Genomic DNA, 20,062 nt, shown 5'->3' on the forward strand with positions numbered 1-20,062 from the left:
AAACGAAATTTATGATAATAGAACCAAAAACAAGAGGCTTTATATGTTTAACATCGCACCCAACAGGTTGCGAACAAAACGTATTAAATCAAATTGAATACGTAAAAGAACGACCCGTTAAAAATGGGCCCAAAAAAGTATTGGTTATTGGAGCTTCCACAGGGTTTGGTTTGGCATCAAGAATTACCGCAGCTTATGGCTCTAACGCGGCAACCATTGGTGCTTTTTTTGAAAAACCACCAAGCGAAGGTCGGCCGGCATCTCCAGGGTGGTACAACAGTGCCGCTTTCGAAGCCCAAGCGCATAAAGATGGTCTGTATGCCAAAAGTATTAACGGCGATGCCTTTTCAAACGAAATAAAGGCGCAAACCATTGATTTGATTAAATCCGATTTAGGCGAAATCGATTTGTTGGTTTACAGTTTAGCATCACCGGTTCGTACGCATCCCGATACCGGCGAGCGTTTTAAATCGGTTTTAAAGCCAATCGGACAAACATTTACTGATAACACGGTAGATTTTCACACAGGTGAAGTCAAGGAAATTTCTATCGAACCCGGGACAGAAGAGGATATTAAAAATACCGTTGCTGTAATGGGTGGCGAAGATTGGCAGATGTGGATCGATGCCTTAAAATCTGCGGGTGTTCTGTCTGAAGATTTTAAAACGGTAGCCTATTCTTATATTGGGCCATCACTAACCGAGGCGGTTTACAGAAAAGGAACTATTGGGCGCGCAAAAGATCATTTGGAAGCGACGGCCTTTAAAATTACCGATGCTTTAAAAGCTATTAACGGTCAAGCCTATGTTTCTGTTAACAAAGCTTTGGTAACACAGGCGAGTTCGGCAATTCCCGTAATTCCCTTATACATATCTTTATTGTATAAAGTGATGAAAGAAGAAGGGATTCACGAAGGTTGTATCGAGCAAATTGAACGTCTGTTTAATGCCCGTTTATATGCTGAAAATTTGGAATTGGACGAAGCTGGTAGAATACGAATTGACGATTGGGAAATGCGCGACGATATTCAAGCGAAAGTTTTAGAGCTTTGGAAACAAGCAACCACCGAAACCTTACCAAATATTGGTGATTTAAAAGGCTACGAAACCGATTTTTATAACCTTTTCGGATTTAAGGTTGATGGTGTCGATTACGATAAAGACGTAAACGAAATGGTTGATATTCCTGGGTTGCAAGAATAATACCTTGTGATTTTTCAAATCGAAAAGAAATCTTATAAATTAAAAAGCCTCCAAAAGTTTAATGCTTTTTGGAGGCTTTTTTTATTGTGATAATAGGTGTTAATTATTCTGCATTTGTTCTAGCATATCTTGAGATTGTTGCATGAGTTCATCCCAACCAACAGTCGATATTCTGTAAATAGTCATTACTAAATATAAAATATTGATTATTAGAATAACCAGTGCTACAATTTTAGCTGTATTCATAGCTTTTATGCTTGCAGGTTCAAAATTTTCGGGATTAAGTTTTACGGCATTTAATTTGCTGTGGGCTATAAAAAAAGCGATACCAGCAAGAATAAAACCTAAACCGCCAAAACAGCAGCATAAAAGACCTAAAATAGCTAATACGTAAACAATAGTTGGATTGAGTTTTTGTTGTTCCATGTGTGAATTTTAATTGATTAATTTAATAATAAAACTTGTTATAATAGTTAGTACCGATATAATTGCAAGTATGGTAATTATTTTATTTGAATGTTTAAATTTAAAGAAAATATTTATTACGATAGATATAAAAAGTAAAATTAAGCTGTAAACGGCCGGATACATATAAAATGCCTCCACAAAATGACCTTGGAAAATTAGTGATACTGAACGTTGCAAACCACAGCCCATGCAATCCATTCCAAAAAGCGTTTTGTTTAAACAGGGGAGCATATATTCTTCAAGCGCTTGCATTAAAAAAAAGATTGAGTTTTGCCAAATTTAGAAAAAAAGCAAGTAAACTACCGCTTTTTTAAAACTAAATTACTGTTTAGTTTTTATTCGAAATAACCACTTTTTTAGTGTACCCTTGGTTGTTTTTTAAACGGATTCTCGCAATATAAACACCATCACTTAAAGATTTTGTTGAAAAGGTATAAGTGTTTTTTACTTCTGAAATAATTTGATTTAAAACTTGTTTTCCAGAAACATCGAATAAGTTGAATGATTTTACATCTAAAGCATTGGGGTTGATAATTTTTAATTCTGAAATGGTGTTGTTCTGATAGATGTTAAAATCGGTAAAAGTAGCCTCATCTACATGTAATGCTTTGCTGTTAAAGGTTATTTCGAAACGGCTGTTGTGAATGCCTTCATCTAAAGTTATTTCAAACGAAGCATTTTTAATATCGGTATACGTGCCATTCAAATTGTCATAAATAAAAATATTTACATCTGAAGGCACATCTTTAAGCGCATTAACTTTAATACTGAATGGCATGTTGTCGTGGTCGGCTTTCAATCCAAAAGGGATTCTTGTTGTTGCGTCATAATTAATAGACTTAATAGCCAATTCTTGATTTTCAGAAAGCAGATAAGCATCTGAACTTAACGCATGAATATTTATACCGTCGTAAAATCGATTGTGAGTTGCATTGTTTGGTGTCGAACTTCGAAACGCAATCACGTTTTCTTTATAAAAAGTATTGTTAACTCGCGTATGTATTCTTATTTCGGGAATAATTGTTGGATTTTTTAAAATAGTCGCATAGTCTACGTTATTGTGCGACATTATAACGACATCTTTTTTCGAATCTTCTTTATCCTTATTTCCTTTTGCAAAAACAGATCCGTTACCTCCAGGAGTTGAGTCTTCTGCTAAATACACGCGCATACTATTATTAAATTCAAAATTCCCACCCAAACCAATACTGCTTACCACAAAACCTTGGCCTATTGCGGCAAAACGCCTTGAGTTATTTGCGCTAAAATCCGTTGTGTTACCAGTGGTTGTGGTATTTGTGCTGCCATCTAAATTATAACTTTCAAAAGCTGCGGTTGCGTATGTACCATTATCCGATAAATCACCCGGGGCACCCGGAGTATATATGCTGTATCCACCTTCGTAATTTGCTAAAGCATGTGAGTTTTTTGGTTTTTGCTCCCAGAAAAAAACCTCGCTACTTAAAACGGTTTGATTTGTAGCATTAATTAAAAACAGCTTTAAATCCAATGCGGAAGGATAGGGGTTTCCTGTTAATGTTTCAGCTCTATTGGGTATGCCAGAATTTGGTTCATCGTCTATTCCGTCAAAAGCACAACTAACTAAAATGGTTCCATTGTTTGGTCTGCCTCTAAAATCTAAAACGTTATTGGCGTTTGGGCTTCCTTTTAGTGTAAACCCATAGCCTGTAGTAACCGGGTTGTTATCAAAAACCTGTACCCAATCAAAGTAGCCTTCGCCATCTTTTAAAGTATATAACCAATAATTTGAGAGTTGGGTGGCTGTTCCGTTGTGGGAATTTGTAAATAAGTATGCAGACGAGGTGACGTTTGTTAAATCGGTATGGTCCTGCGGATCGTGTATTGAATTGTCGCCCTGAAAAGAAACGTTAGCTCGTGTTGTGCCATCTAAACTTATTCCAACTGGAGAGCACCAAAAGTTATAGTCGTAAATACCCGTGGTTTGGTTTTGATAAACCGATAACTCACCAGCATCCGAATTCTTAATATTCGTATTTTGAATAAGCTGTGCGTCGCCCCTCAAATAAAAGTTCGATGTTGGGGCCTCAAGCCTAATATCATTATTAACAAACACCACAACATCCCTTGCATAAAGCTCAGTGTTGTTGCCAACATATAAGTCTTGTGCAAAAGACAAGCCAGTAATAAACAATAAAACAAAAGTAAATTTATGGGGCATAAAAAAGGTTTATCTAAAAAACAAAGATAGATTTTTTTTACATAAAATACAAAATACCGATTATCGGTGCATTACAACGATTATGACGCTTGTATTTTACCGGCCATTTATTGATACTAAAACTATTTTTTAGTGTAATTTGGTAACCTAAATTTAAGCGACTTTTTAAATGAAATATTTTAATTACATATTAATCATTCTAGGTGCTGTTATAGCCGTATATTCCAAGGCTGGAACCGAACAAAATCAATATGTTTTAATTGGTGGTATTATGGTGTTAATGATTGGAATTTATAGGATTTCTAGAGGTATTCCGAGTAAAAACACCGATGATGAAGATGTTGTTAACACTAATAAAGAGGATGAATGAAGGCTTTTAAACTAGGAGATGCCGTTTTGGTTTTAGATGAAAATTTATCGGGGGTGATAACACGGATTGATGGCGATTTAATTTCAATTGAAACCGAAGATGGTTTTTTATTGGATTTTAAGGCTGAAGAGTTGGTTAAAAACAAATCTGATAAAACGCTAAAAAACGAATTGTTTTCGCATTCAAATATTGATACCGTTATCTCTGAAAAAGAGCAGCCTAAAAAGAAAGCTTCAAAAAAAGTAAAAGCTAAAGAGCGCTACGAGCCTACCATGGAAGTGGATTTGCACATCAATCAATTGGTGAAATCTCCAAAAGGCATGACAAACCACGAGATGCTAACCTTACAGTTAAATACGGCGCAACGGCAATTGGATTTTGCCATTAAAAACCGCATTCAAAAAATCGTTTTTATCCACGGTGTGGGCGAGGGCGTTTTAAAAATGGAACTGGATTATCTTTTTGGGCGCTACAACAATGTAAAGTTCTACGATGCCAATTATCAAAAATACGGTTTAGGTGCCACCGAGGTTTATATTTACCAAAATGTAGCTCCTAATTAAAATCCGGAGTTTCGGTTCTGGAGCCCGATGTTTTGCTGTCTGATAGCTCTCCAAAATCAAGAAGGTCTTGCGATAAAATATCTATGTCAATGCCCTTTAACATCAACGTTACCACATAGGTTTTAATAATGGTATGTTTTCTGTATGCCGTGGCTGGTGTGTCTGTATTGGCAACAGCTGGGTTTAAATAATCGGGCCCCACATCGGGGTTGGTAATATCGTCTGTAGGGTCTTGGTTTTGGGTGTTGGTTTCTTCATCTATGGTTTTTACGCCATCGCCGTCATCGTCATCATCTAAATAATTGGGGATGCCATCCCCGTCGGTATCATCATTGGTAAAGTCGCCATCACCATTTAAATCTTCATCTTTTGTGGGTACGTTGTCGCCGTCGTCATCTTCATCAATATAGTCCCAAATCTCATCGCCATCGGTATCGTCGTTTTCTAAATTACCATCACCGTTTCTATCTTCCAACGCCGCTGGAATTCCATCATTATCATCTTCGGTTAAAGTTGCCGTTATTTCGGCATCGCAAGTACTTGCGTAATCTTTTGTAATTATAATGTCCGACGGTGGAATATCGTTACAAAACAAATCGTTGCCTATTATTTTTTCATTGCTGTACGTTCGGTAATTAAAGGCATTCGTGCTTTTTGTTATTAAAGTATCTGCACCAGTAAAACTTAATATTTGATCTAGCGTTAACGATTTTATAACCACGGATAAAGACTCCGAAGGATCGCTTTTGGTCTTATAAAACACTAAGTCTGAAGTGCCACAAGTTTTTGCGTAAAAATCATTCTCAAAATCCAGTTCAACATCAATAATATCGCCATCGCTACACGACATAAAACAAGCAAAACTAAAGGCTATTAAAGTAAAAAATAATTTACGCATGAGTTTGGGTTTTAAGGCAAAAATAATGGAATTGTTATTTATAACGTATCATATTGCTAATAATTTTATTTCAAGTATTTTTGGCACTTATTAAACCGCTTAATTTTAATTATCGATGAAACAGATATATTTTGATAACGCCGCAACCACACAAATTCGTGATGAGGTTATTGATAAAATGGCTGAAGTGATGCGAGCTAACTACGGAAACGCTTCATCTTCGCATAGTTTTGGGAGATCGTCTAAATCGTTAATTGAAAAGTCAAGAAAAACAATTGCGGGTTATTTGAATGTATCGGCTGCCGAAATTGTGTTTACCTCTGGTGGCACCGAAGCCGATAATTTAGTGTTGCAAAGCGCTGTACGCGACCTAAAAGTGGCGCATATCATTACCTCAAAAATTGAGCACCACGCCGTTTTGCACACCATCGATCAGCTTGAAAAAGAATACAATATAAGGGTAAGTTATGTGAATATTGACGGTAACGGAACCGTAGATTATGCGCATTTGGAAACTTTGCTTGATACGTCTGAAAAAACTCTGGTAAGTTTAATGCATGTTAATAACGAAATCGGAAACATTTTGGATATTAAAAAAGTGGCCGATTTATGTGCAGCAAAAAACGCCATGTTTCATAGCGATACGGTACAATCGGTAGGGCATTACAAATTAGATTTACAGGATGTTAAGTTGGATTTTTTAGCGGCCGCAGCTCATAAGTTTCACGGGCCAAAAGGCGTGGGTTTTGTTTTTATTAGGAAAAACTCGGGCTTAAAACCATTAATTTTTGGTGGCGAACAGGAACGCGGTTATAGAGCAGGGACAGAATGTGTGCATAATATTGTGGGTATCGAAGAGGCAATAAAATTGGCTTACGATAATTTAGACGAAGAGTCTGAATATATTAAATCTTTAAAGCAATATTTTATCGAACAGCTTATGGCAAAAGTCCCATCGGTAAAGTTTAATGGGTATTCAGGTGATATGGAAAAGGGAACTTATACTTTAGTAAATGTGTGTTTGCCCGTTGCACCCGAAAAAGCCGGCATGCTGTTGTTTCAGTTAGATTTAAAGGGCATTGCCTGCTCAAAAGGAAGTGCGTGCCAAAGCGGAAGCACAAAAGGCTCTCATGTGTTGGCAGAAATATTGGATGAGAGCGATATGCAAAAACCATCCATTCGGTTTTCGTTTAGTATATATAATACAAAGGAAGAAATAGATTACGTCGTTGATGTTTTGCGTGAATTTATTTAAAATGTAACCTCATTTATGCTTGATGTCGTGCAGCAAATCGCGTATTTCTTCAAGTAAAATATTCGTTTTTTCATTTGAAGAAACAGATTGTGAGTTGTTCTTTGAATTCGATTGAACGGCCTCGCGCTGTTTTAAAACCTGCTTTTTAAAATTGCCGGAATCAATAATTCCAATAAGCTTCATATCACTGCCCTTGGGGTTGCTTTGGCCGGCGGTTTCAATTTTAAGAATACGCAAATCGAGGTATTTTAACAACGGATTTTCAATAAAGGTTAAATCTTGAATGTTTTCCAACGGAATTGTTTTTTCAACTTTAAACAACACGCCTTTTTTAAACTCTAAATGGCGGGTTGTCAATTGGCATTCCAAATTGTCGTAAAACCGTTTGCTAATGTGTTGTCCGAGACCTAAAATCCAAACGATTAATATCGGGATGCCCAAAATGGAAATCAGCAAAAAAAAAGAAACCACATATAGGATGTACGATTTAATTTTTGGGTTAAATTCTGCTTTTTTAATAACAATGGGTTCTTCGGTCATTTTTGTTTTATATGATTTTAAAAAGAAGTTGCATAAATATACTAAATTTAAAACCTTAATAATGAGGTTGCTGTTTCTTTAAATAACAACACGCCATATTACATAGAAAACTAAAAAACTATCAATATAGCGTGTCACCAATCAAACTAACAAAAAACAATGTTTTAGGCTGCTTTTACATTTTTTAACAATTTGCTGATAATCATAGCCTCCCATTTTTTTACCAAATCGAATTCGTTGCTCATTTCAAAATTTACATCGATGTTGTAAAACTCCAAAATGCTTGCCGGTTTTTTAGGGGTTTTATAAGTAATCACCAAATCTATTTTATCGGTTTCAGATTTGTTTGTTGTTTTGTTTTTTAAGCGTCTTTCGGTTTTTTTAATACTACAGGAGTTAACCGAGCTTAAATCAATTACTGCAGTGTTGTGAACGCCGTTGATTATCTTGGAATAGAGTAGTTTATTAGCAACTTCGTCTGTTGCCATGGCGTAATAGGTGCCCCAAAAATCGACGGTTGTTAGGTCTAAATGATGTTTTTCAGCATCTTCAAAAAACTCTTTTTTAGACTGTTTCTTTTTCTTTTTTTGAGAGGCTTGTATTAAAATTAAAGGTGTTATGACTATCAATAATATAATGAATCCAATTATTGTGGCTTGTGTATCCATGATTGAAATTTTTATTTGTTATAAGTTGAATTAGTTGGCTGTTTTGCCAATTAAAATGAAATAATAGAGCCAATTAGTCAAACAGACCATTAGCGTAAATAAAAAGCAATCTGGAATTTAAGAAAACGTATGAAACGGGTAGAGCAGAGCCTTAATAGATAGCCCCGGTTGTATGTGTTTACTATAATTTAGGTAAGTGTTTACTTTGTTTTGCGTATACGGTTCTTTGTGTTTTAAAGCCGAAAACGAAGTTTTAAAATCCTCAGTTTCAAAATTAAAATCAAAAGAAAAATCGTTGAAAACGCTATCGATAAAACCTTTATTCGAATACAAATAAGAAACAAGTGCTTTTGTAGCATCTGAGTCTTTTACGGTATCGCCTTGATGCTTTTCAACGCTTGAAACCGAATTGCTAACAACCTGTTGTATAGAAATAACATTGCCTAAGCTATAAACAAGCAAAACACTTAAGGTAAAAATATTTCTAAAAAGCTGTTTCATCTTTTGAAGGTTTTGCAAACCCTGTTTTTAGTAGTTTATTAATTTCAAGCAACATGGGTTAAAGCATCCAAAAGTCCGTTTCGGACTTTTACATATACAAAGTTATAACTGTTTTTAATACAAAATTTAAAATGGCTGTTAAAAAAACATTAAAACTTCATGGTGGTTCGCACATTAAAAACCCGCGGTGTTAAAAAGTTGGGAATGGCATATTGGCGTTTGCTATACACATCGCGCACCCAAGTATTTGTTATGGAGTTTTGAACATCGAAAATGTTAAAAATCTCAACTCCAAACGTAAGTTCCTTAAATGGTTTTTTCCAACCGCTGTTAAATTGCTTTTTATCGTCAACAATTACAAACTGAAAACCAACATCGGCGCGTTTGTACGATGGCAAACGGTTTTGGTATTCATAAGGGTCGGCATAACTTGGCGAGCCACCCGGTAAACCCGTGTTAAATACCAAATTTAAGTACATTTTCATGCTCGGAATGTTGGGCACGTAATCCTGAAACAATGCCGCAAACTTTAAACGTTGGTCGGTGGGGCGTGCAATATAGCCTCTGTTGTTTATGTTTTCTTCGGTTTTTAAATAGCCAAAACTAAACCACGATTCGGTTCCCGGTACAAATTCGCCATTCAAACGCATATCCAATCCATAGGCATACGCTTTCGCGGAATTGTTAGCGCGATAACGGATGCGAACGTTTTCCAAAGTATAAGGGTTTACATCGCTTAAACATTTATAATAAGCCTCGGTTGTTAATTTAAAGGGGCGCTCCCACATTTTAAAACTGTAGTCATTTCCCAATACCAAATGAAACGATTGTTGCGCCTTTACATTGGGCTGAACAACGCCATCGGCATCTCGTAACTCTCTATAAAATGGTGGTTGATAATATAAGCCTCCTGCAATTCTAAACAACATATCTTTTTCCCAATAAGGTTTTATGGCGAATTGCGCACGCGGACTAAATACGATTTGATTAGAAGATGAAATGCCATCACCATTAACCGACCAATTATGCACTCGCAATCCCGCATTGTACCAAACATCACTGGTTCCTATTACAGAACGTTTGCTCCATTGGGCGTAGGCTTGCAGCCTGTTAATTTTGGTGTTGTTTGTGGCTCGCACGTTTTGAAAAGGTTCAATGGGGCCTTCAAACGGCGTGTAAGGTTGCTCGTTAAAAGCATCGATATGTGGCGGACGAATTGAAAATCCAGCGGAATCGATAACCTCCCATTCCACCAAGCTGTCGCGAATATCTTCGTTGGTATACTTAACAGACCATTCAATACGGTTGTCATTAATTTTTAAATCGCCTTTATGCTCAATCGTGGTTATAAGTGCATCTAAATCGTTTCGTCCATGATTTAATTGTCCACCAATACCTTCGCTAAATTCAACTTCGCCCAAATCTTCATCACCAATATTGGTGTTTACTTCTCCCAATCGGTATTGCGCTAAAATATCAAAATACTCTTCTTCTGTGGTGTGATAGGTTGATGCAATGGCATGAAGCGTTAAATTGTCGTTTGCAAAATAAGTGCCTTTCAAAGCGCCAAAAAGCGTTTGATATTGGTCTTTTTCCTGGCCTTCGTAAAATACTAATAATGCCAACGGATCAGCCAGCGTACCAAAATTGGTTTGTCGCGTTTGTGGCTCGTAATTGTATTTGTTTAATGAGGCGTTTCCTAAAAAACTCAACTGGAATTTATCGGTAAATTTATAAGTTAAAAATGCTTGAGCATCGGCAAAAGCCGCATTATAATTGGTTTCGGTTTCTTTGGCATTGACCAATAAACCATTATCGCGGTAGCGAATGCCAACAATACTTGTGAATTTTGAGTCTTTGCTTATGTCTTCGTACGAAAGACTACCGCCCAATAAACTTAAATCGGCATTGATTTCGAATTGATACGGATTTTTATAGGTAATATCTAAAACCGATGATAATTTATCGCCGTATTTGGCTTGAAATCCACCCGATGAAAAATCGACATTCTGCACCAAATCGGTATTTACAAAACTTAAACCTTCCTGTTGCCCCGAGCGAATTAAAAACGGCCGATACACTTCAATGCCATTTACATATACCAAATTTTCGTCGTAATTGCCACCGCGCACCGAGTATTGTGTACTCAACTCATTATTGTTGCTAACTCCGGGGAGGGTTAATAATAAATTCTCGACACCGGCATTGGCACCCGGTATTTTTCTTATGGTTTTGGGTTTTAGTGAAGTCACGCCTTCAACATCTTTTCTGCGATTTCCAGAAACGACAACGGCTGCAATTTGGGCAACAGTGGTATTCATTACGGGATTAAACTCATGGCTTTCGCCATTTTTAAGATTGAAAGTGATGCTTATTTTTTTATAAACAAGATGAGAGAATTCAACGGTAATATCTTGGTTTGCAGGAATTTTTAAAGTGTAAAATCCGTTTTCGTTGGTGGTGGTGCCATCACTTCCGGCTTTAATGTTTACTTTGGAAACGGGCGTATTTTCTTCATTTAAAACAATACCTTTAAGGGTTGCCGTTTGCGAATAGCCCAATGCAAGAAACAATAAAAAAAGGATGGCTGTAAGTGAAAATCTTGAATTCAAAAGCGAGAAAATTTATTTCCTGTAAAACACAGTTTCAAAAGTAGAATTATTTCCAACATTATCGGTAACAATTAGCTTTAAATTATTTTTTGTTTCCGTAATCATCCCATCGTTAAAATCGTGTGTTAGGGTTTTTGTTTTGTAATCGTACTCCATTAAAATCCATATTCCGTTTACGGTTGCCCTATAATTTGATATGCCAGAAAGTTCATCATCAATCTTAATTTTTAAAAATCTAAAGTTGCTTAACCATTGTCCTTTTTTAAAATTTATCGGTGTTATGGTGGGGCTTATGGTATCGGTTGCCAATGCGAATTCTCCCAAATTTTTTGAGTAAGTCGTTAAAATATCGCCTATTTTTTTTGTTGAAGAATATGCCGGAAATTTTTTGTAACCTATCAATTTAGCAATATATAATTTGCTTTTATCCTTATCGGAATAGGCACTAACATCATAAGAAATTTTAAAGCTTTTTTTAGTTGGAATAATGTCTTCGTGCAAAAGAAGGGTGTCGTTTTTTACATCGAAATCCAAATAAAAATTTTCGTAAAAGGTGTCTTTATATAAATCGACCGATACTTTTCCTTTTTTTAAATTGGTGGTTTCATTGGCATTAATAAAATACGGTGTCGTTTTTTTGGGTAGCGCTTCACCGCGATTTGTTTTATTGCCTTTAATGTTTATGGTGGCCCAGGTGTTGTTGTTTTTAAAATCGCCCACTTTTATTTTGTAAACCGAATGGGTGCTATCTTTTATTGATAAAACACCATCGTTTAAAACATCTTTATACAAACTTAAAGGGTTGTTTTGATTGAATAGCTTTTGAACCCGAGATTTTTGGGTTTTGTAATGTTCGTAATCAATAAGTCTATTGAGGTGCTTGGTTTCGCTAAATGAAAACCGACTGAAATCGAGCTCGAAGTTTTTACTGCCATTAACAAAGGTTTGGATATTGTAAACCCCGTTTTTATTGGCGGCCCAATTTTGTCGGTCAATGGTTTCAATGCCAAAACCAATATTGCCTATGGCTTCAATGTTTTCAACTACATAATCGCCATTTTGTATAGGGATTAAGCGCAGTTTTGTTTTGGAATTGGATTGGTTTATAAATGAATGTTCATCCATCGGATAAGCATAAATAGAAGAAATTAGCGGGTTAATGGAATCTTTTATATCCATGCCAAACAACATGGGGTTTATGGGACGCTCCGTTTTATCGCGAATCTCATAATGTAAATGTGGGCCGCCCGAACCGCCGGTGTTTCCGCTTAAAGCAACAATTTGGCCTTTTTCAATTTTTAATTCATCGGTGCTCGGGAACAATTCAATTTCAAAAGATTCCTTTTCATATTGATGCTTTTTTACATAAGCCTCAATATCGGACGAAAACTTATTTAAATGCGCATAAACCGTGGTGTAACCATTTGGGTGCGTAATGTACAGGGCTTTTCCGTAGCCATAATGAGATACCTTAATTCTGCTAACAAAACCACCGGCCGAAGCGTACACATTTAGGCCCACACGCTGTTGCGTTTTTATATCCAGCCCCGAGTGAAAGTGATTGGAGCGCAACTCTGCAAACGTACCCGATAAAATTAAAGGAATGTCCAGCGGGCTTCTAAAATAATCTTGTGGATAGTTGTTTTGTGCCACAGTAATTGTAGAGAGCAATAAAAAAAGCATGAGGGTTAATCGCATATCTATGGTTTACCAATTGAGTTAAAAAATGGTGTTAAATGGCTATTGATAGTTCTGATTGGAATTAGCTAAATTATTAATTTGGTGTGAATAAGCAAAGTTAAAAGCAATAATCGAGCCAATACTCTGGTTATGAGCCTTAATGAATAAATTAAAATTTTATGATAAAACAATTGTAATTTAAGCCTAGGTATCTTAACTTTGTGATATAAGTATTGAAATTTGTAAATGAGTCATATTGAAGATATTGTAGATTCTTTAGAAAACAAAATTAGCAAACTATTGCACAAACAAGAGCTTTTAAAGCAAGCTAATTTAAAATTGAATGAAGAACTGGAAGCTTCAAAACAAGCACTTCAAAACCAGGAATTGCAAATAACAACTTGGGAAGAAAAATACGAAGCGCTTAAAATGGCAAATTCGATACTTGGTAGTGACGATAATAAGAGAGAAACAAAGCTTAAAATAAACGCATTAATTAGGGATATTGACCATTGTATTGCTCAACTTTCAGATTAATGCAACATAGATTAAATGTCAGAAAAGCTTAAAATAAAGCTCTCAATAGCAAACAGGGTGTATCCCTTAACTATTGAAGCTAGTCAAGAAGAGGGATTGCGTAAGGCCGCAAAAAACATCGAGGCCATGATTAAGCAATTTGAACAAAGCTATTCTGTTAGAGACAAGCAAGATGTATTGGCTATGTGCGCCCTACAGTTTGCCTCTCAAGTTGAACAGAAATCTATTGATAAAGCGAATGTGAGCGAGCATGTGGAGGAAAAGCTAAATGCTTTAAACGAGCTGTTACAATCGCATTTAATCTCTTAAACGTTCTTTAAAATAAACTAAAAGTTACTGCCTACATTGGTTATTTTTTTTGATAAACTCAACGTTAATTCTTTAAAAAGGGTGAGTTTAAGTTGTAAAAGCAAGCTGCATGTGTTATTTATTAGCACCTAGCAGATCCTTGATCAGCTTGTTAGCCCTAAACTTGTTTTTAAGGAGTTTATACAAAACTTTATACTGGTGTAGGCTTTTTTATATACACTAACCAACAAACATAATGGATAATAATTCAATAATATTAACAGTAGGAGGCGTACTATTAGGGCTTATAATAGGATTTATTATAGCTAAAATGCTTGAAAAAAACAAAGCTTCTAAGTTAATACGAGATGCCAAACGAAGCGCATCCAACATATTAAAGGAAGCTAATACCGAAGGCGAATCTATTAAAAAAGATAAAATACTTCAAGCCAAGGAAAAGTTTATAGAGCTAAAATCTGAGCACGAAAAAGTTATTTTATCTCGTGATAAAAAGATTGCTGAAGCCGAAAAGCGCATCCGCGATAAAGAATCTCAAATATCGAGCGAGCTTTCAAAAAACAAAAAGTTGAATGCCACGCTTGAAGCCAAACAAAAAGATTACAGTTACAGACTCGATGTTTTGGACAAGAAACAGGAGGCCTTGGATAAACTTCACAAAAGCCAAGTGCAACAACTCGAGGTTATTTCCAGTTTATCGGCCGAAGAAGCGAAAGAACAATTGGTTGAATCCTTAAAAGGAGAAGCCAAAAACGACGCTATGTCCTATATCCAAGGCGCGTTGGAAGAAGCAAAATTAACTGCCGAACAAGATGCTAAAAAGATTATTATAAATACTATACAACGTATAGGAACTGAGGAAGCCGTTGATAACTGTGTGTCTGTTTTCAATATAGAATCAGACGATGTTAAAGGACGCATTATTGGACGGGAAGGAAGAAATATTCGTGCTATTGAAGCGGCTACAGGTGTTGAAATTATTGTTGACGATACGCCAGAAGCCATTATTTTGTCGTGTTTTGATTCGGTTCGAAGAGAAATTGCTCGATTATCGCTGCATAAATTAGTGACCGATGGCAGAATTCACCCTGCAAGAATTGAGGAGGTTGTAAAGAAAACACAAAAACAAATTGAACAGGAAATAATTGAAGTTGGTAAACGCACCGTTATAGATTTAGGAATTCATAATTTACATCCGGAACTGATAAAGATGGTTGGAAGAATGAAGTACCGTTCTTCTTACGGCCAAAACCTGTTACAACACTCACGCGAAGTAGCTAAACTTTGTGGTGTAATGGCCGCCGAATTGGGGCTGAATCCTAAATTGGCAAAACGTGCAGGTTTACTGCACGATATTGGAAAAGTGCCAGATGCAGAAGCAGATATGGAAACACCACACGCTATACTTGGTATGCAATGGGCTGAAAAGTATAATGAAAAGGATGATGTATGCAATGCTATTGGAGCGCACCATGATGAAATTGAAATGAAATCGTTGCTCGCGCCAATAGTACAGGTTTGTGATGCCATTTCTGGAGCACGCCCTGGAGCACGCCGACAAGTATTGGATAGTTATATTCAACGTTTAAAGGATTTAGAAGATATTGCTTTTGGTTTCCAAGGCGTTAAAAAAGCTTATGCTATTCAAGCAGGTAGAGAACTACGAGTTATTGTTGAAAGCGAAAAAGTGGACGACCAAAAAGCCGCGGAATTATCATTTAGTATTTCCCAAAAAGTACAAACCGATATGACTTATCCAGGTCAAGTTAAGGTGACCGTAATTAGAGAAACAAGAGCGGTAAATATTGCAAAATAGCAAGTTAAACGAATCATAAAAAAAAAAATCAGCTTTAAGCTGATTTTTTTTTGTTTGGAATAGTGATTGTAAAGGTGGTACCAACATTTACTTTGCTATCAAGGGTTATCTCGCCTCCGTAAGCTTCAATTTGGTTTTTTATTAAGTAAAGGCCAACACCTTCAGAATCTTGGTTGTTGTGAAACGTTTTATACAGCCCAAAAACGGAGTCTCCAAATTTTTCTAAATCGATACCAATACCGTTATCGGTTAATATAACTTTTATGGTTTCTTTTGTTAAAATAGTTTTTAGAGTGACTTCTGGTGCTCTATCCGGATGCCTGTATTTAATGGCATTGGTGAACAGGTTTTGTATGATGCTTTCTAAATAGGTTGGACTGTAAAAAATGTATAGTTTTGGGTCTATGTTATTCACTATTTTGGCATTATTCTCAGTGATAGCAATGTTTAGTACGTCCATCATCTTATTCACTTCCTCTGCCAGATAAAGTTTTTCAATTTTATTGTTTTTATTATTTTGTATAGAAACAATTTCATTTAAATTACTAATTGTTTTAGTTAATGAACTTGACAGTGATTTTAGGTAATCTATTAATTCTTGTTTCTCGTTTTCAGATTTGGCTTCCTCATAAAATTCGAGCAAGCTTTCAAAATTACCTGCATGCTGTTTTAAATTATGGGTAACAATATGCGCAAAGTTTTTAAGCTTGTTATTTTGTTCGCTAACCAGGTTTAACGTATTTGATAGTTTTGTTTCATTTTCAATATGCTTTGTAATATCCACATGTGTTCCAATAAAACGAATTGGTTTGCCATTTTTATCCCATTCAATTACTTTCCCTTTGTCCAGTATCCACCTGTAAGAGCCATCTTTACATTTTATTCTATGCTCGTTAACGTATAATGGTATTAATCCATTTATATGGTCTTGATAGTCCTGAAAGTATTTTCCCCTATCCTCCGGATGCACCCTGTCATTCCAAGCGTTTATATCGTCGCCAAAGGTATCGTCGTCTTCAAAACCTATAATTCGTTTTGATGGTTGCGAAAAATAAACCCTATTTAGTTTGGCATCAAAATCCCAGACACCGATATCGGAAATATCAACGGCCAATTGCCATTTTATATCTTCGCAAGGTTTTTTAGAATTATTGATTTTAGGAGTTTCTGGCTTCAGGAAACCCTTAAATTTATTTAGAATTAAAGTATGATAGCTGTGAAATTTCAATTGTATTTTCTAAGGTATTTAATTAGGAATGCATTTATAAAGTTAGCATTAATTTGTTAAAACTAAAAATCTGATTAGCAAAATGATACAATAAAATTTAATGCTTTCTATTTTCTAGGGTGGTATTTTTCTACAACATCGGTTAAATGGCTTTTATCTAAATGCACATAAATTTCGGTTGTGGTGATACTTTCGTGTCCGAGCATGAGTTGAATGGAGCGTAAATCGGCATTGTTTTGTAATAAGTGGGTCGCAAAAGAATGCCTAAAGGTATGCGGGGATATATTCTTTTTCAAACCAATTTTTTCTGCAAGTTGTTTAATAATCGTAAAAATCATGGCGCGTGTTAATTGTTTTCCGCGTCGATTTAAAAACAAGGTATCTTCAAAGCCCACTTGGATATTGATATGATTGCGCATTTCTTTCCTATAGATATTAATATACTTTTGAGTTATAGCAACAATAGGCACAAAGCGTTGTTTGTCGCCTTTACCGGTTACTTTTATAAAACCTTCATCAAAAAATAAATCGGATAATTTAAGATTTACCAATTCGCTTACCCGCAATCCGCAACCGTAAAGCGTTTCTAAAATAGCGCGATTGCGTTCGCCCTGGGGTTTGCTTAAATCGATGGCATTAATGAGTTGGTCTATCTCATCTTCAGATAAGGTGTCGGGTAATTTTCTTCCAATTTTTGGCGATTCAATCAATTCCAACGGATTGGATGTTCTGTAATCTTCAAAAACCAAATAATTGAAAAAACTGCGCAATCCGGAAATTATTCGCGACTGCGACCGCGCATTTACCTGTTTTGCCGTTTCGTAAACAAATTGCTGAATGACTTCAGAAGTAATGGAAACAGGCGATAAGCTAATATTATTTTCTTCTAAAAAAACAATCAACTTTTTTATATCAAGCGAATAGCTGTCTATAGAATTCTGCGATAATCCGCGTTCTATTTTTAAATAAAGTTGATAATCTTTAAGTGCGTGTTGCCATTTCATCAGTGTGTAAAAATAAAGAAAATCTTATAAAATAAAGGTTTAGTGCCTGTGAAACTAAAGATTAAAAGTTCTGCTTTTCAATTAAAACTCAATGCTTTTATTGAGACTTAAACCAATTAAATTCAATCTTGAAAGAAGACCTTTAGAACCCTGTTTTTACCAATTTCAAAGTAGAAAATTAAAGCTAATAGCATTTTTTTAAACTGTTGTTTTGTTAACACAGTTTGTTTTTATCATAATAAAACATTAAATTTAAAGATGTTAATCAACTAAAAACCAGCTAATTATGAAAATTAAATTTATTATTTTGATGTTTGCTGCTTTAACTTTATCTAGTTGTTTTTGTAGAAAAGGCATTAAAGCAGGTGTGAATTTCTCTTCTCTTTCGGGAGAAAACACTGAAGACTTAAGTTCCAGGACAGGTTTTCACTTTGGAGGTTATGGTAGGTTTTGCATAGATGCAGATGGCAATTTAGCAATCCAACCAGAGATATTGTTTTCCACTCAAGGTGCAAATTACGATGATGGTTTTGATGAAGGTTCATTTAATCTAAATTACATCAATGTTCCTGTATTGGCGCAAGTTAAAATAACCGATGGGTTTTATGCCGAGGCAGGACCGCAATTTGGGTTTATTTTGAGTGCTAAGGATAAATACGATGGGGGGGAAGATGATTTAAAAGACGATATAAATTCATTTGATTTTAGCGGAAATGTTGGGTTGGGTTATCAATTCGATAGCGGATTAAATTTGAATGCTCGTTATAATCTTGGGTTTTCCGAAGTGCCGGATACTAACAACTTAAATTGGAAAAATGGTGTATTTCAGTTTTCAGTTGGATTTTCATTTTAAATCATACGATTGAACTTTAAAGAAACCGGAGTTTAACTTCGGTTTTTTTTATGCCCAAACTGGATTCATAAAAAAACGTTTTAACGCTTTATTTGGTTTTATACATTAAATTAGCTGGTTGATAATTTCATTTTTTGCTTAATAACATATTGGCAGTCAATATTGTAGGAAAAAATATCTATATTATACATGTTTTTTCTTGTAAAACAGGTAGGGTTATTTTATGTTTGTTTGAGTATAATTAATAAACTTAAATCAATTATGAAAAAATTACTACTATGTTTTGCTGTGGCATTATTTGGATTAACCTCTATAAATGCTCAAAACTTTGGATTAAAAGCTGGAGCTGATTTTGCTTCCATGAAACTTAAAGCAGATGGAGACAATGTTTCAACCTCAGAAACGGGCTTCTATATTGGAGCTTTTGTTGAAGTAGAAGTTTCGGATTCTTTTATTTTCCAACCTGAAGTACTTTATGTGTCAGTTGAAGAATTAGATCAAATTGCAATACCGCTTTTAGCTAAATTTCCTGTTTCAGAAGAGTTTAATATATTAGCAGGACCTGCTTTAGGAGTTTTGCTTGATACTGAACCTGGTGCGAAATCGTTTAATTTTGGATTGGAAGCAGGTATAGGTTATGATATAACTGAAAATTTCTTGCTTGAAGCCAGATATAATATGGGATTAGCAAATTTACTTGAAGATGCTCCAAGTGGTTACTCGATTAAACTAAGTGGTTTCTTTGTTGGATTGGGGTATAGATTCTAATTTTATCAAATACTTAAATATAGAAAAGGAGCTTGTATAGTTCCTTTTTTTATGCCCAAATTTTAAATATATTTACGATATGAAAAAACTTATCATCATCAATGGGCCTAATTTAAATTTATTAGGAAAACGCGAACCCAATATTTATGGCAGTTTGTCCTTCATCGAGTTTTTAGAGGAAGTAAAAAGAAAATATACAGACATTGAAATTGATTATTTTCAATCTAATATTGAAGGCGAAATCATTGATAAATTGCACGAGGTTGGTTTTAATTTTGATGGTATTATTTTAAACGCAGCAGCTTACACACATACATCGGTGGGTATTGGAGATGCTGTAAAAGCTATTGAAACCCCAGTGGTTGAGGTGCATATTTCCAACACGTTTAATAGAGAAGAGTTTAGGCATCAGTCGTTTATATCACCAAACGCGAAAGGTGTCATTCTCGGGTTTGGCTTGCAGAGTTACGAGCTGGCGATACAAAGCTTTTAAAATTTAAAGCCTAAAGCTCGCCTCCCTAGAGGGAGTGAATGCCACCCTTACATATAACCAATAGTAAAAAAAATGCGATTCAATTTGATGAATCGCATTT

General features: G+C 35.4%; 21 protein-coding genes and 1 other RNA gene. 11 read left to right on the top strand and 11 right to left on the bottom strand.

Features of this window, described 5'->3' with window-relative positions; all coding sequences use genetic code 11:
* Positions 1-11 precede the first annotated feature (11 nt).
* Complete coding sequence (gene fabV / locus RNZ47_RS11430) at positions 12-1,202, top strand: enoyl-ACP reductase FabV (protein WP_311940075.1); 1,191 nt, start codon at positions 12-14, stop codon at positions 1,200-1,202.
* 99 nt (positions 1,203-1,301) lie between these two features.
* Here fabV and RNZ47_RS11435 read toward each other — a convergent pair whose 3' ends face one another.
* From RNZ47_RS11435 to RNZ47_RS11445, 3 genes are all read right to left on the bottom strand, one after another.
* Complete coding sequence (locus tag RNZ47_RS11435) at positions 1,302-1,628, bottom strand: CCC motif membrane protein (RefSeq protein ID WP_311940077.1); 327 nt, start codon at positions 1,626-1,628, stop codon at positions 1,302-1,304.
* Between the two features lie 9 nt (positions 1,629-1,637).
* Positions 1,638-1,922 carry a DUF2752 domain-containing protein gene (locus RNZ47_RS11440; protein WP_311940079.1) on the bottom strand — a complete coding sequence of 95 codons (285 nt, stop codon included), beginning with the start codon at positions 1,920-1,922 and terminating at the stop codon, positions 1,638-1,640.
* A 76-nt stretch (positions 1,923-1,998) separates the two neighbouring features.
* Entirely contained in the window at positions 1,999-3,870 is a 1,872-nt protein-coding gene (locus tag RNZ47_RS11445; protein ID WP_311940081.1) for a T9SS type A sorting domain-containing protein, read from the bottom strand.
* Between the two features lie 169 nt (positions 3,871-4,039).
* Between RNZ47_RS11445 and RNZ47_RS11450 the strand changes: the two genes are divergently transcribed.
* Entirely contained in the window at positions 4,040-4,240 is a 201-nt protein-coding gene (locus tag RNZ47_RS11450; RefSeq protein WP_311940082.1) for a hypothetical protein, read from the top strand.
* Positions 4,237-4,803 carry a DUF8465 domain-containing protein gene (locus tag RNZ47_RS11455; protein ID WP_311940084.1) on the top strand — a complete coding sequence of 189 codons (567 nt, stop codon included), beginning with the start codon at positions 4,237-4,239 and terminating at the stop codon, positions 4,801-4,803. The genes RNZ47_RS11450 and RNZ47_RS11455 overlap by 4 nt, the downstream gene beginning before the upstream one ends.
* Here the strand turns inward: RNZ47_RS11455 and RNZ47_RS11460 are convergent.
* Positions 4,796-5,701, bottom strand: coding sequence for a hypothetical protein (locus RNZ47_RS11460; protein WP_311940086.1), 906 nt, complete (start codon positions 5,699-5,701; stop codon positions 4,796-4,798). The genes RNZ47_RS11455 and RNZ47_RS11460 overlap by 8 nt on opposite strands.
* Before the next feature lie 115 nt (positions 5,702-5,816).
* Between RNZ47_RS11460 and RNZ47_RS11465 the strand changes: the two genes are divergently transcribed.
* On the top strand, positions 5,817-6,956 hold the full coding sequence (locus tag RNZ47_RS11465) for a cysteine desulfurase family protein (protein WP_311940088.1): 1,140 nt from the start codon (positions 5,817-5,819) through the stop codon (positions 6,954-6,956).
* Positions 6,957-6,965: 9 nt separating this feature from the next.
* Here RNZ47_RS11465 and RNZ47_RS11470 read toward each other — a convergent pair whose 3' ends face one another.
* The 5 genes from RNZ47_RS11470 to RNZ47_RS11490 all read right to left on the bottom strand — a co-directional run bounded on the left by RNZ47_RS11470 (position 6,966) and on the right by RNZ47_RS11490 (position 12,975).
* Positions 6,966-7,496, bottom strand: coding sequence for a PH domain-containing protein (locus RNZ47_RS11470; protein WP_311940090.1), 531 nt, complete (start codon positions 7,494-7,496; stop codon positions 6,966-6,968).
* A gap of 164 nt (positions 7,497-7,660) precedes the next feature.
* On the bottom strand, positions 7,661-8,164 hold the full coding sequence (locus tag RNZ47_RS11475) for a hypothetical protein (protein ID WP_311940091.1): 504 nt from the start codon (positions 8,162-8,164) through the stop codon (positions 7,661-7,663).
* A 117-nt stretch (positions 8,165-8,281) separates the two neighbouring features.
* Positions 8,282-8,665, bottom strand: a complete 384-nt coding sequence (locus RNZ47_RS11480; RefSeq protein ID WP_311940092.1) for a hypothetical protein — start codon at positions 8,663-8,665, stop codon at positions 8,282-8,284.
* A gap of 149 nt (positions 8,666-8,814) precedes the next feature.
* Positions 8,815-11,277, bottom strand: coding sequence for a TonB-dependent receptor (locus RNZ47_RS11485; protein ID WP_311940094.1), 2,463 nt, complete (start codon positions 11,275-11,277; stop codon positions 8,815-8,817).
* Between the two features lie 12 nt (positions 11,278-11,289).
* Positions 11,290-12,975 (bottom strand): M23 family metallopeptidase, encoded by a 1,686-nt coding sequence (locus RNZ47_RS11490; protein WP_311940096.1) that lies wholly within the window; start codon positions 12,973-12,975, stop codon positions 11,290-11,292.
* A 228-nt stretch (positions 12,976-13,203) separates the two neighbouring features.
* On the opposite strand from RNZ47_RS11490, the gene RNZ47_RS11495 reads away from it, so the two are divergent.
* The 4 genes from RNZ47_RS11495 (at position 13,204) to rny (ending at position 15,616) form a co-directional block, all read left to right on the top strand.
* The gene (locus RNZ47_RS11495; RefSeq protein WP_311940098.1) at positions 13,204-13,494 is read left to right on the top strand and encodes a coiled-coil domain-containing protein; all 291 of its coding nucleotides are present in this window, start codon (positions 13,204-13,206) and stop codon (positions 13,492-13,494) included.
* 15 nt (positions 13,495-13,509) lie between these two features.
* Positions 13,510-13,803 carry a cell division protein ZapA gene (locus RNZ47_RS11500; RefSeq protein WP_311940100.1) on the top strand — a complete coding sequence of 98 codons (294 nt, stop codon included), beginning with the start codon at positions 13,510-13,512 and terminating at the stop codon, positions 13,801-13,803.
* A 56-nt stretch (positions 13,804-13,859) separates the two neighbouring features.
* A non-coding RNA gene (gene ssrS, locus RNZ47_RS11505) (6S RNA) lies at positions 13,860-13,983 on the top strand.
* A 55-nt stretch (positions 13,984-14,038) separates the two neighbouring features.
* A complete protein-coding gene (rny, locus tag RNZ47_RS11510) occupies positions 14,039-15,616 on the top strand; it encodes a ribonuclease Y (protein WP_311940102.1) in 1,578 nt (525 codons plus the stop codon).
* A 34-nt stretch (positions 15,617-15,650) separates the two neighbouring features.
* On the opposite strand, the gene RNZ47_RS11515 is transcribed toward rny, so the two are convergent.
* Together RNZ47_RS11515 and xerD are read right to left on the bottom strand one after the other, a co-directional pair.
* Complete coding sequence (locus RNZ47_RS11515; protein ID WP_311940103.1) at positions 15,651-16,844, bottom strand: sensor histidine kinase; 1,194 nt, start codon at positions 16,842-16,844, stop codon at positions 15,651-15,653.
* Positions 16,845-16,951: 107 nt separating this feature from the next.
* On the bottom strand, positions 16,952-17,848 hold the full coding sequence (gene xerD, locus RNZ47_RS11520; protein ID WP_311940105.1) for a site-specific tyrosine recombinase XerD: 897 nt from the start codon (positions 17,846-17,848) through the stop codon (positions 16,952-16,954).
* A 286-nt stretch (positions 17,849-18,134) separates the two neighbouring features.
* On the opposite strand from xerD, the gene RNZ47_RS11525 reads away from it, so the two are divergent.
* The 3 genes from RNZ47_RS11525 (at position 18,135) to aroQ (ending at position 19,962) form a co-directional block, all read left to right on the top strand.
* Complete coding sequence (locus RNZ47_RS11525) at positions 18,135-18,701, top strand: porin family protein (protein ID WP_311940107.1); 567 nt, start codon at positions 18,135-18,137, stop codon at positions 18,699-18,701.
* A 261-nt stretch (positions 18,702-18,962) separates the two neighbouring features.
* Positions 18,963-19,469 (top strand): porin family protein, encoded by a 507-nt coding sequence (locus RNZ47_RS11530; RefSeq protein ID WP_311940109.1) that lies wholly within the window; start codon positions 18,963-18,965, stop codon positions 19,467-19,469.
* A 79-nt stretch (positions 19,470-19,548) separates the two neighbouring features.
* Positions 19,549-19,962: a type II 3-dehydroquinate dehydratase gene (aroQ, locus tag RNZ47_RS11535; RefSeq protein WP_311940112.1), complete on the top strand. Its 414-nt coding sequence runs from the start codon at positions 19,549-19,551 to the stop codon at positions 19,960-19,962.
* The last annotated feature ends 100 nt before the right edge of the window (positions 19,963-20,062 follow it).

The sequence above is a fragment of the Hwangdonia seohaensis genome (assembly GCF_031932625.1).
GTDB lineage: Bacteria > Bacteroidota > Bacteroidia > Flavobacteriales > Flavobacteriaceae > Hwangdonia > Hwangdonia seohaensis.

What these genes read in the sequence shown, in the direction of transcription:
- RNZ47_RS11465 (WP_311940088.1), top strand. Translation starts at nt 5,817, where the DNA reads ATGAAACAGATATATTTTGATAACGCCGCAACCACACAAATTCGTGAT.
- RNZ47_RS11440 (WP_311940079.1), bottom strand. Translation starts at nt 1,922, where the DNA reads ATGCAAGCGCTTGAAGAATATATGCTCCCCTGTTTAAACAAAACGCTT.
- xerD (WP_311940105.1), bottom strand. Translation starts at nt 17,848, where the DNA reads ATGAAATGGCAACACGCACTTAAAGATTATCAACTTTATTTAAAAATA.
- RNZ47_RS11460 (WP_311940086.1), bottom strand. Translation starts at nt 5,701, where the DNA reads ATGCGTAAATTATTTTTTACTTTAATAGCCTTTAGTTTTGCTTGTTTT.
- RNZ47_RS11470 (WP_311940090.1), bottom strand. Translation starts at nt 7,496, where the DNA reads ATGACCGAAGAACCCATTGTTATTAAAAAAGCAGAATTTAACCCAAAA.
- rny (WP_311940102.1), top strand. Translation starts at nt 14,039, where the DNA reads ATGGATAATAATTCAATAATATTAACAGTAGGAGGCGTACTATTAGGG.
- RNZ47_RS11455 (WP_311940084.1), top strand. Translation starts at nt 4,237, where the DNA reads ATGAAGGCTTTTAAACTAGGAGATGCCGTTTTGGTTTTAGATGAAAAT.
- fabV (WP_311940075.1), top strand. Translation starts at nt 12, where the DNA reads ATGATAATAGAACCAAAAACAAGAGGCTTTATATGTTTAACATCGCAC.
- RNZ47_RS11525 (WP_311940107.1), top strand. Translation starts at nt 18,135, where the DNA reads ATGAAAATTAAATTTATTATTTTGATGTTTGCTGCTTTAACTTTATCT.
- RNZ47_RS11435 (WP_311940077.1), bottom strand. Translation starts at nt 1,628, where the DNA reads ATGGAACAACAAAAACTCAATCCAACTATTGTTTACGTATTAGCTATT.
- RNZ47_RS11480 (WP_311940092.1), bottom strand. Translation starts at nt 8,665, where the DNA reads ATGAAACAGCTTTTTAGAAATATTTTTACCTTAAGTGTTTTGCTTGTT.
- RNZ47_RS11490 (WP_311940096.1), bottom strand. Translation starts at nt 12,975, where the DNA reads ATGCGATTAACCCTCATGCTTTTTTTATTGCTCTCTACAATTACTGTG.
- RNZ47_RS11500 (WP_311940100.1), top strand. Translation starts at nt 13,510, where the DNA reads ATGTCAGAAAAGCTTAAAATAAAGCTCTCAATAGCAAACAGGGTGTAT.
- RNZ47_RS11475 (WP_311940091.1), bottom strand. Translation starts at nt 8,164, where the DNA reads ATGGATACACAAGCCACAATAATTGGATTCATTATATTATTGATAGTC.
- RNZ47_RS11445 (WP_311940081.1), bottom strand. Translation starts at nt 3,870, where the DNA reads ATGCCCCATAAATTTACTTTTGTTTTATTGTTTATTACTGGCTTGTCT.
- aroQ (WP_311940112.1), top strand. Translation starts at nt 19,549, where the DNA reads ATGAAAAAACTTATCATCATCAATGGGCCTAATTTAAATTTATTAGGA.
- RNZ47_RS11530 (WP_311940109.1), top strand. Translation starts at nt 18,963, where the DNA reads ATGAAAAAATTACTACTATGTTTTGCTGTGGCATTATTTGGATTAACC.
- RNZ47_RS11450 (WP_311940082.1), top strand. Translation starts at nt 4,040, where the DNA reads ATGAAATATTTTAATTACATATTAATCATTCTAGGTGCTGTTATAGCC.
- RNZ47_RS11495 (WP_311940098.1), top strand. Translation starts at nt 13,204, where the DNA reads ATGAGTCATATTGAAGATATTGTAGATTCTTTAGAAAACAAAATTAGC.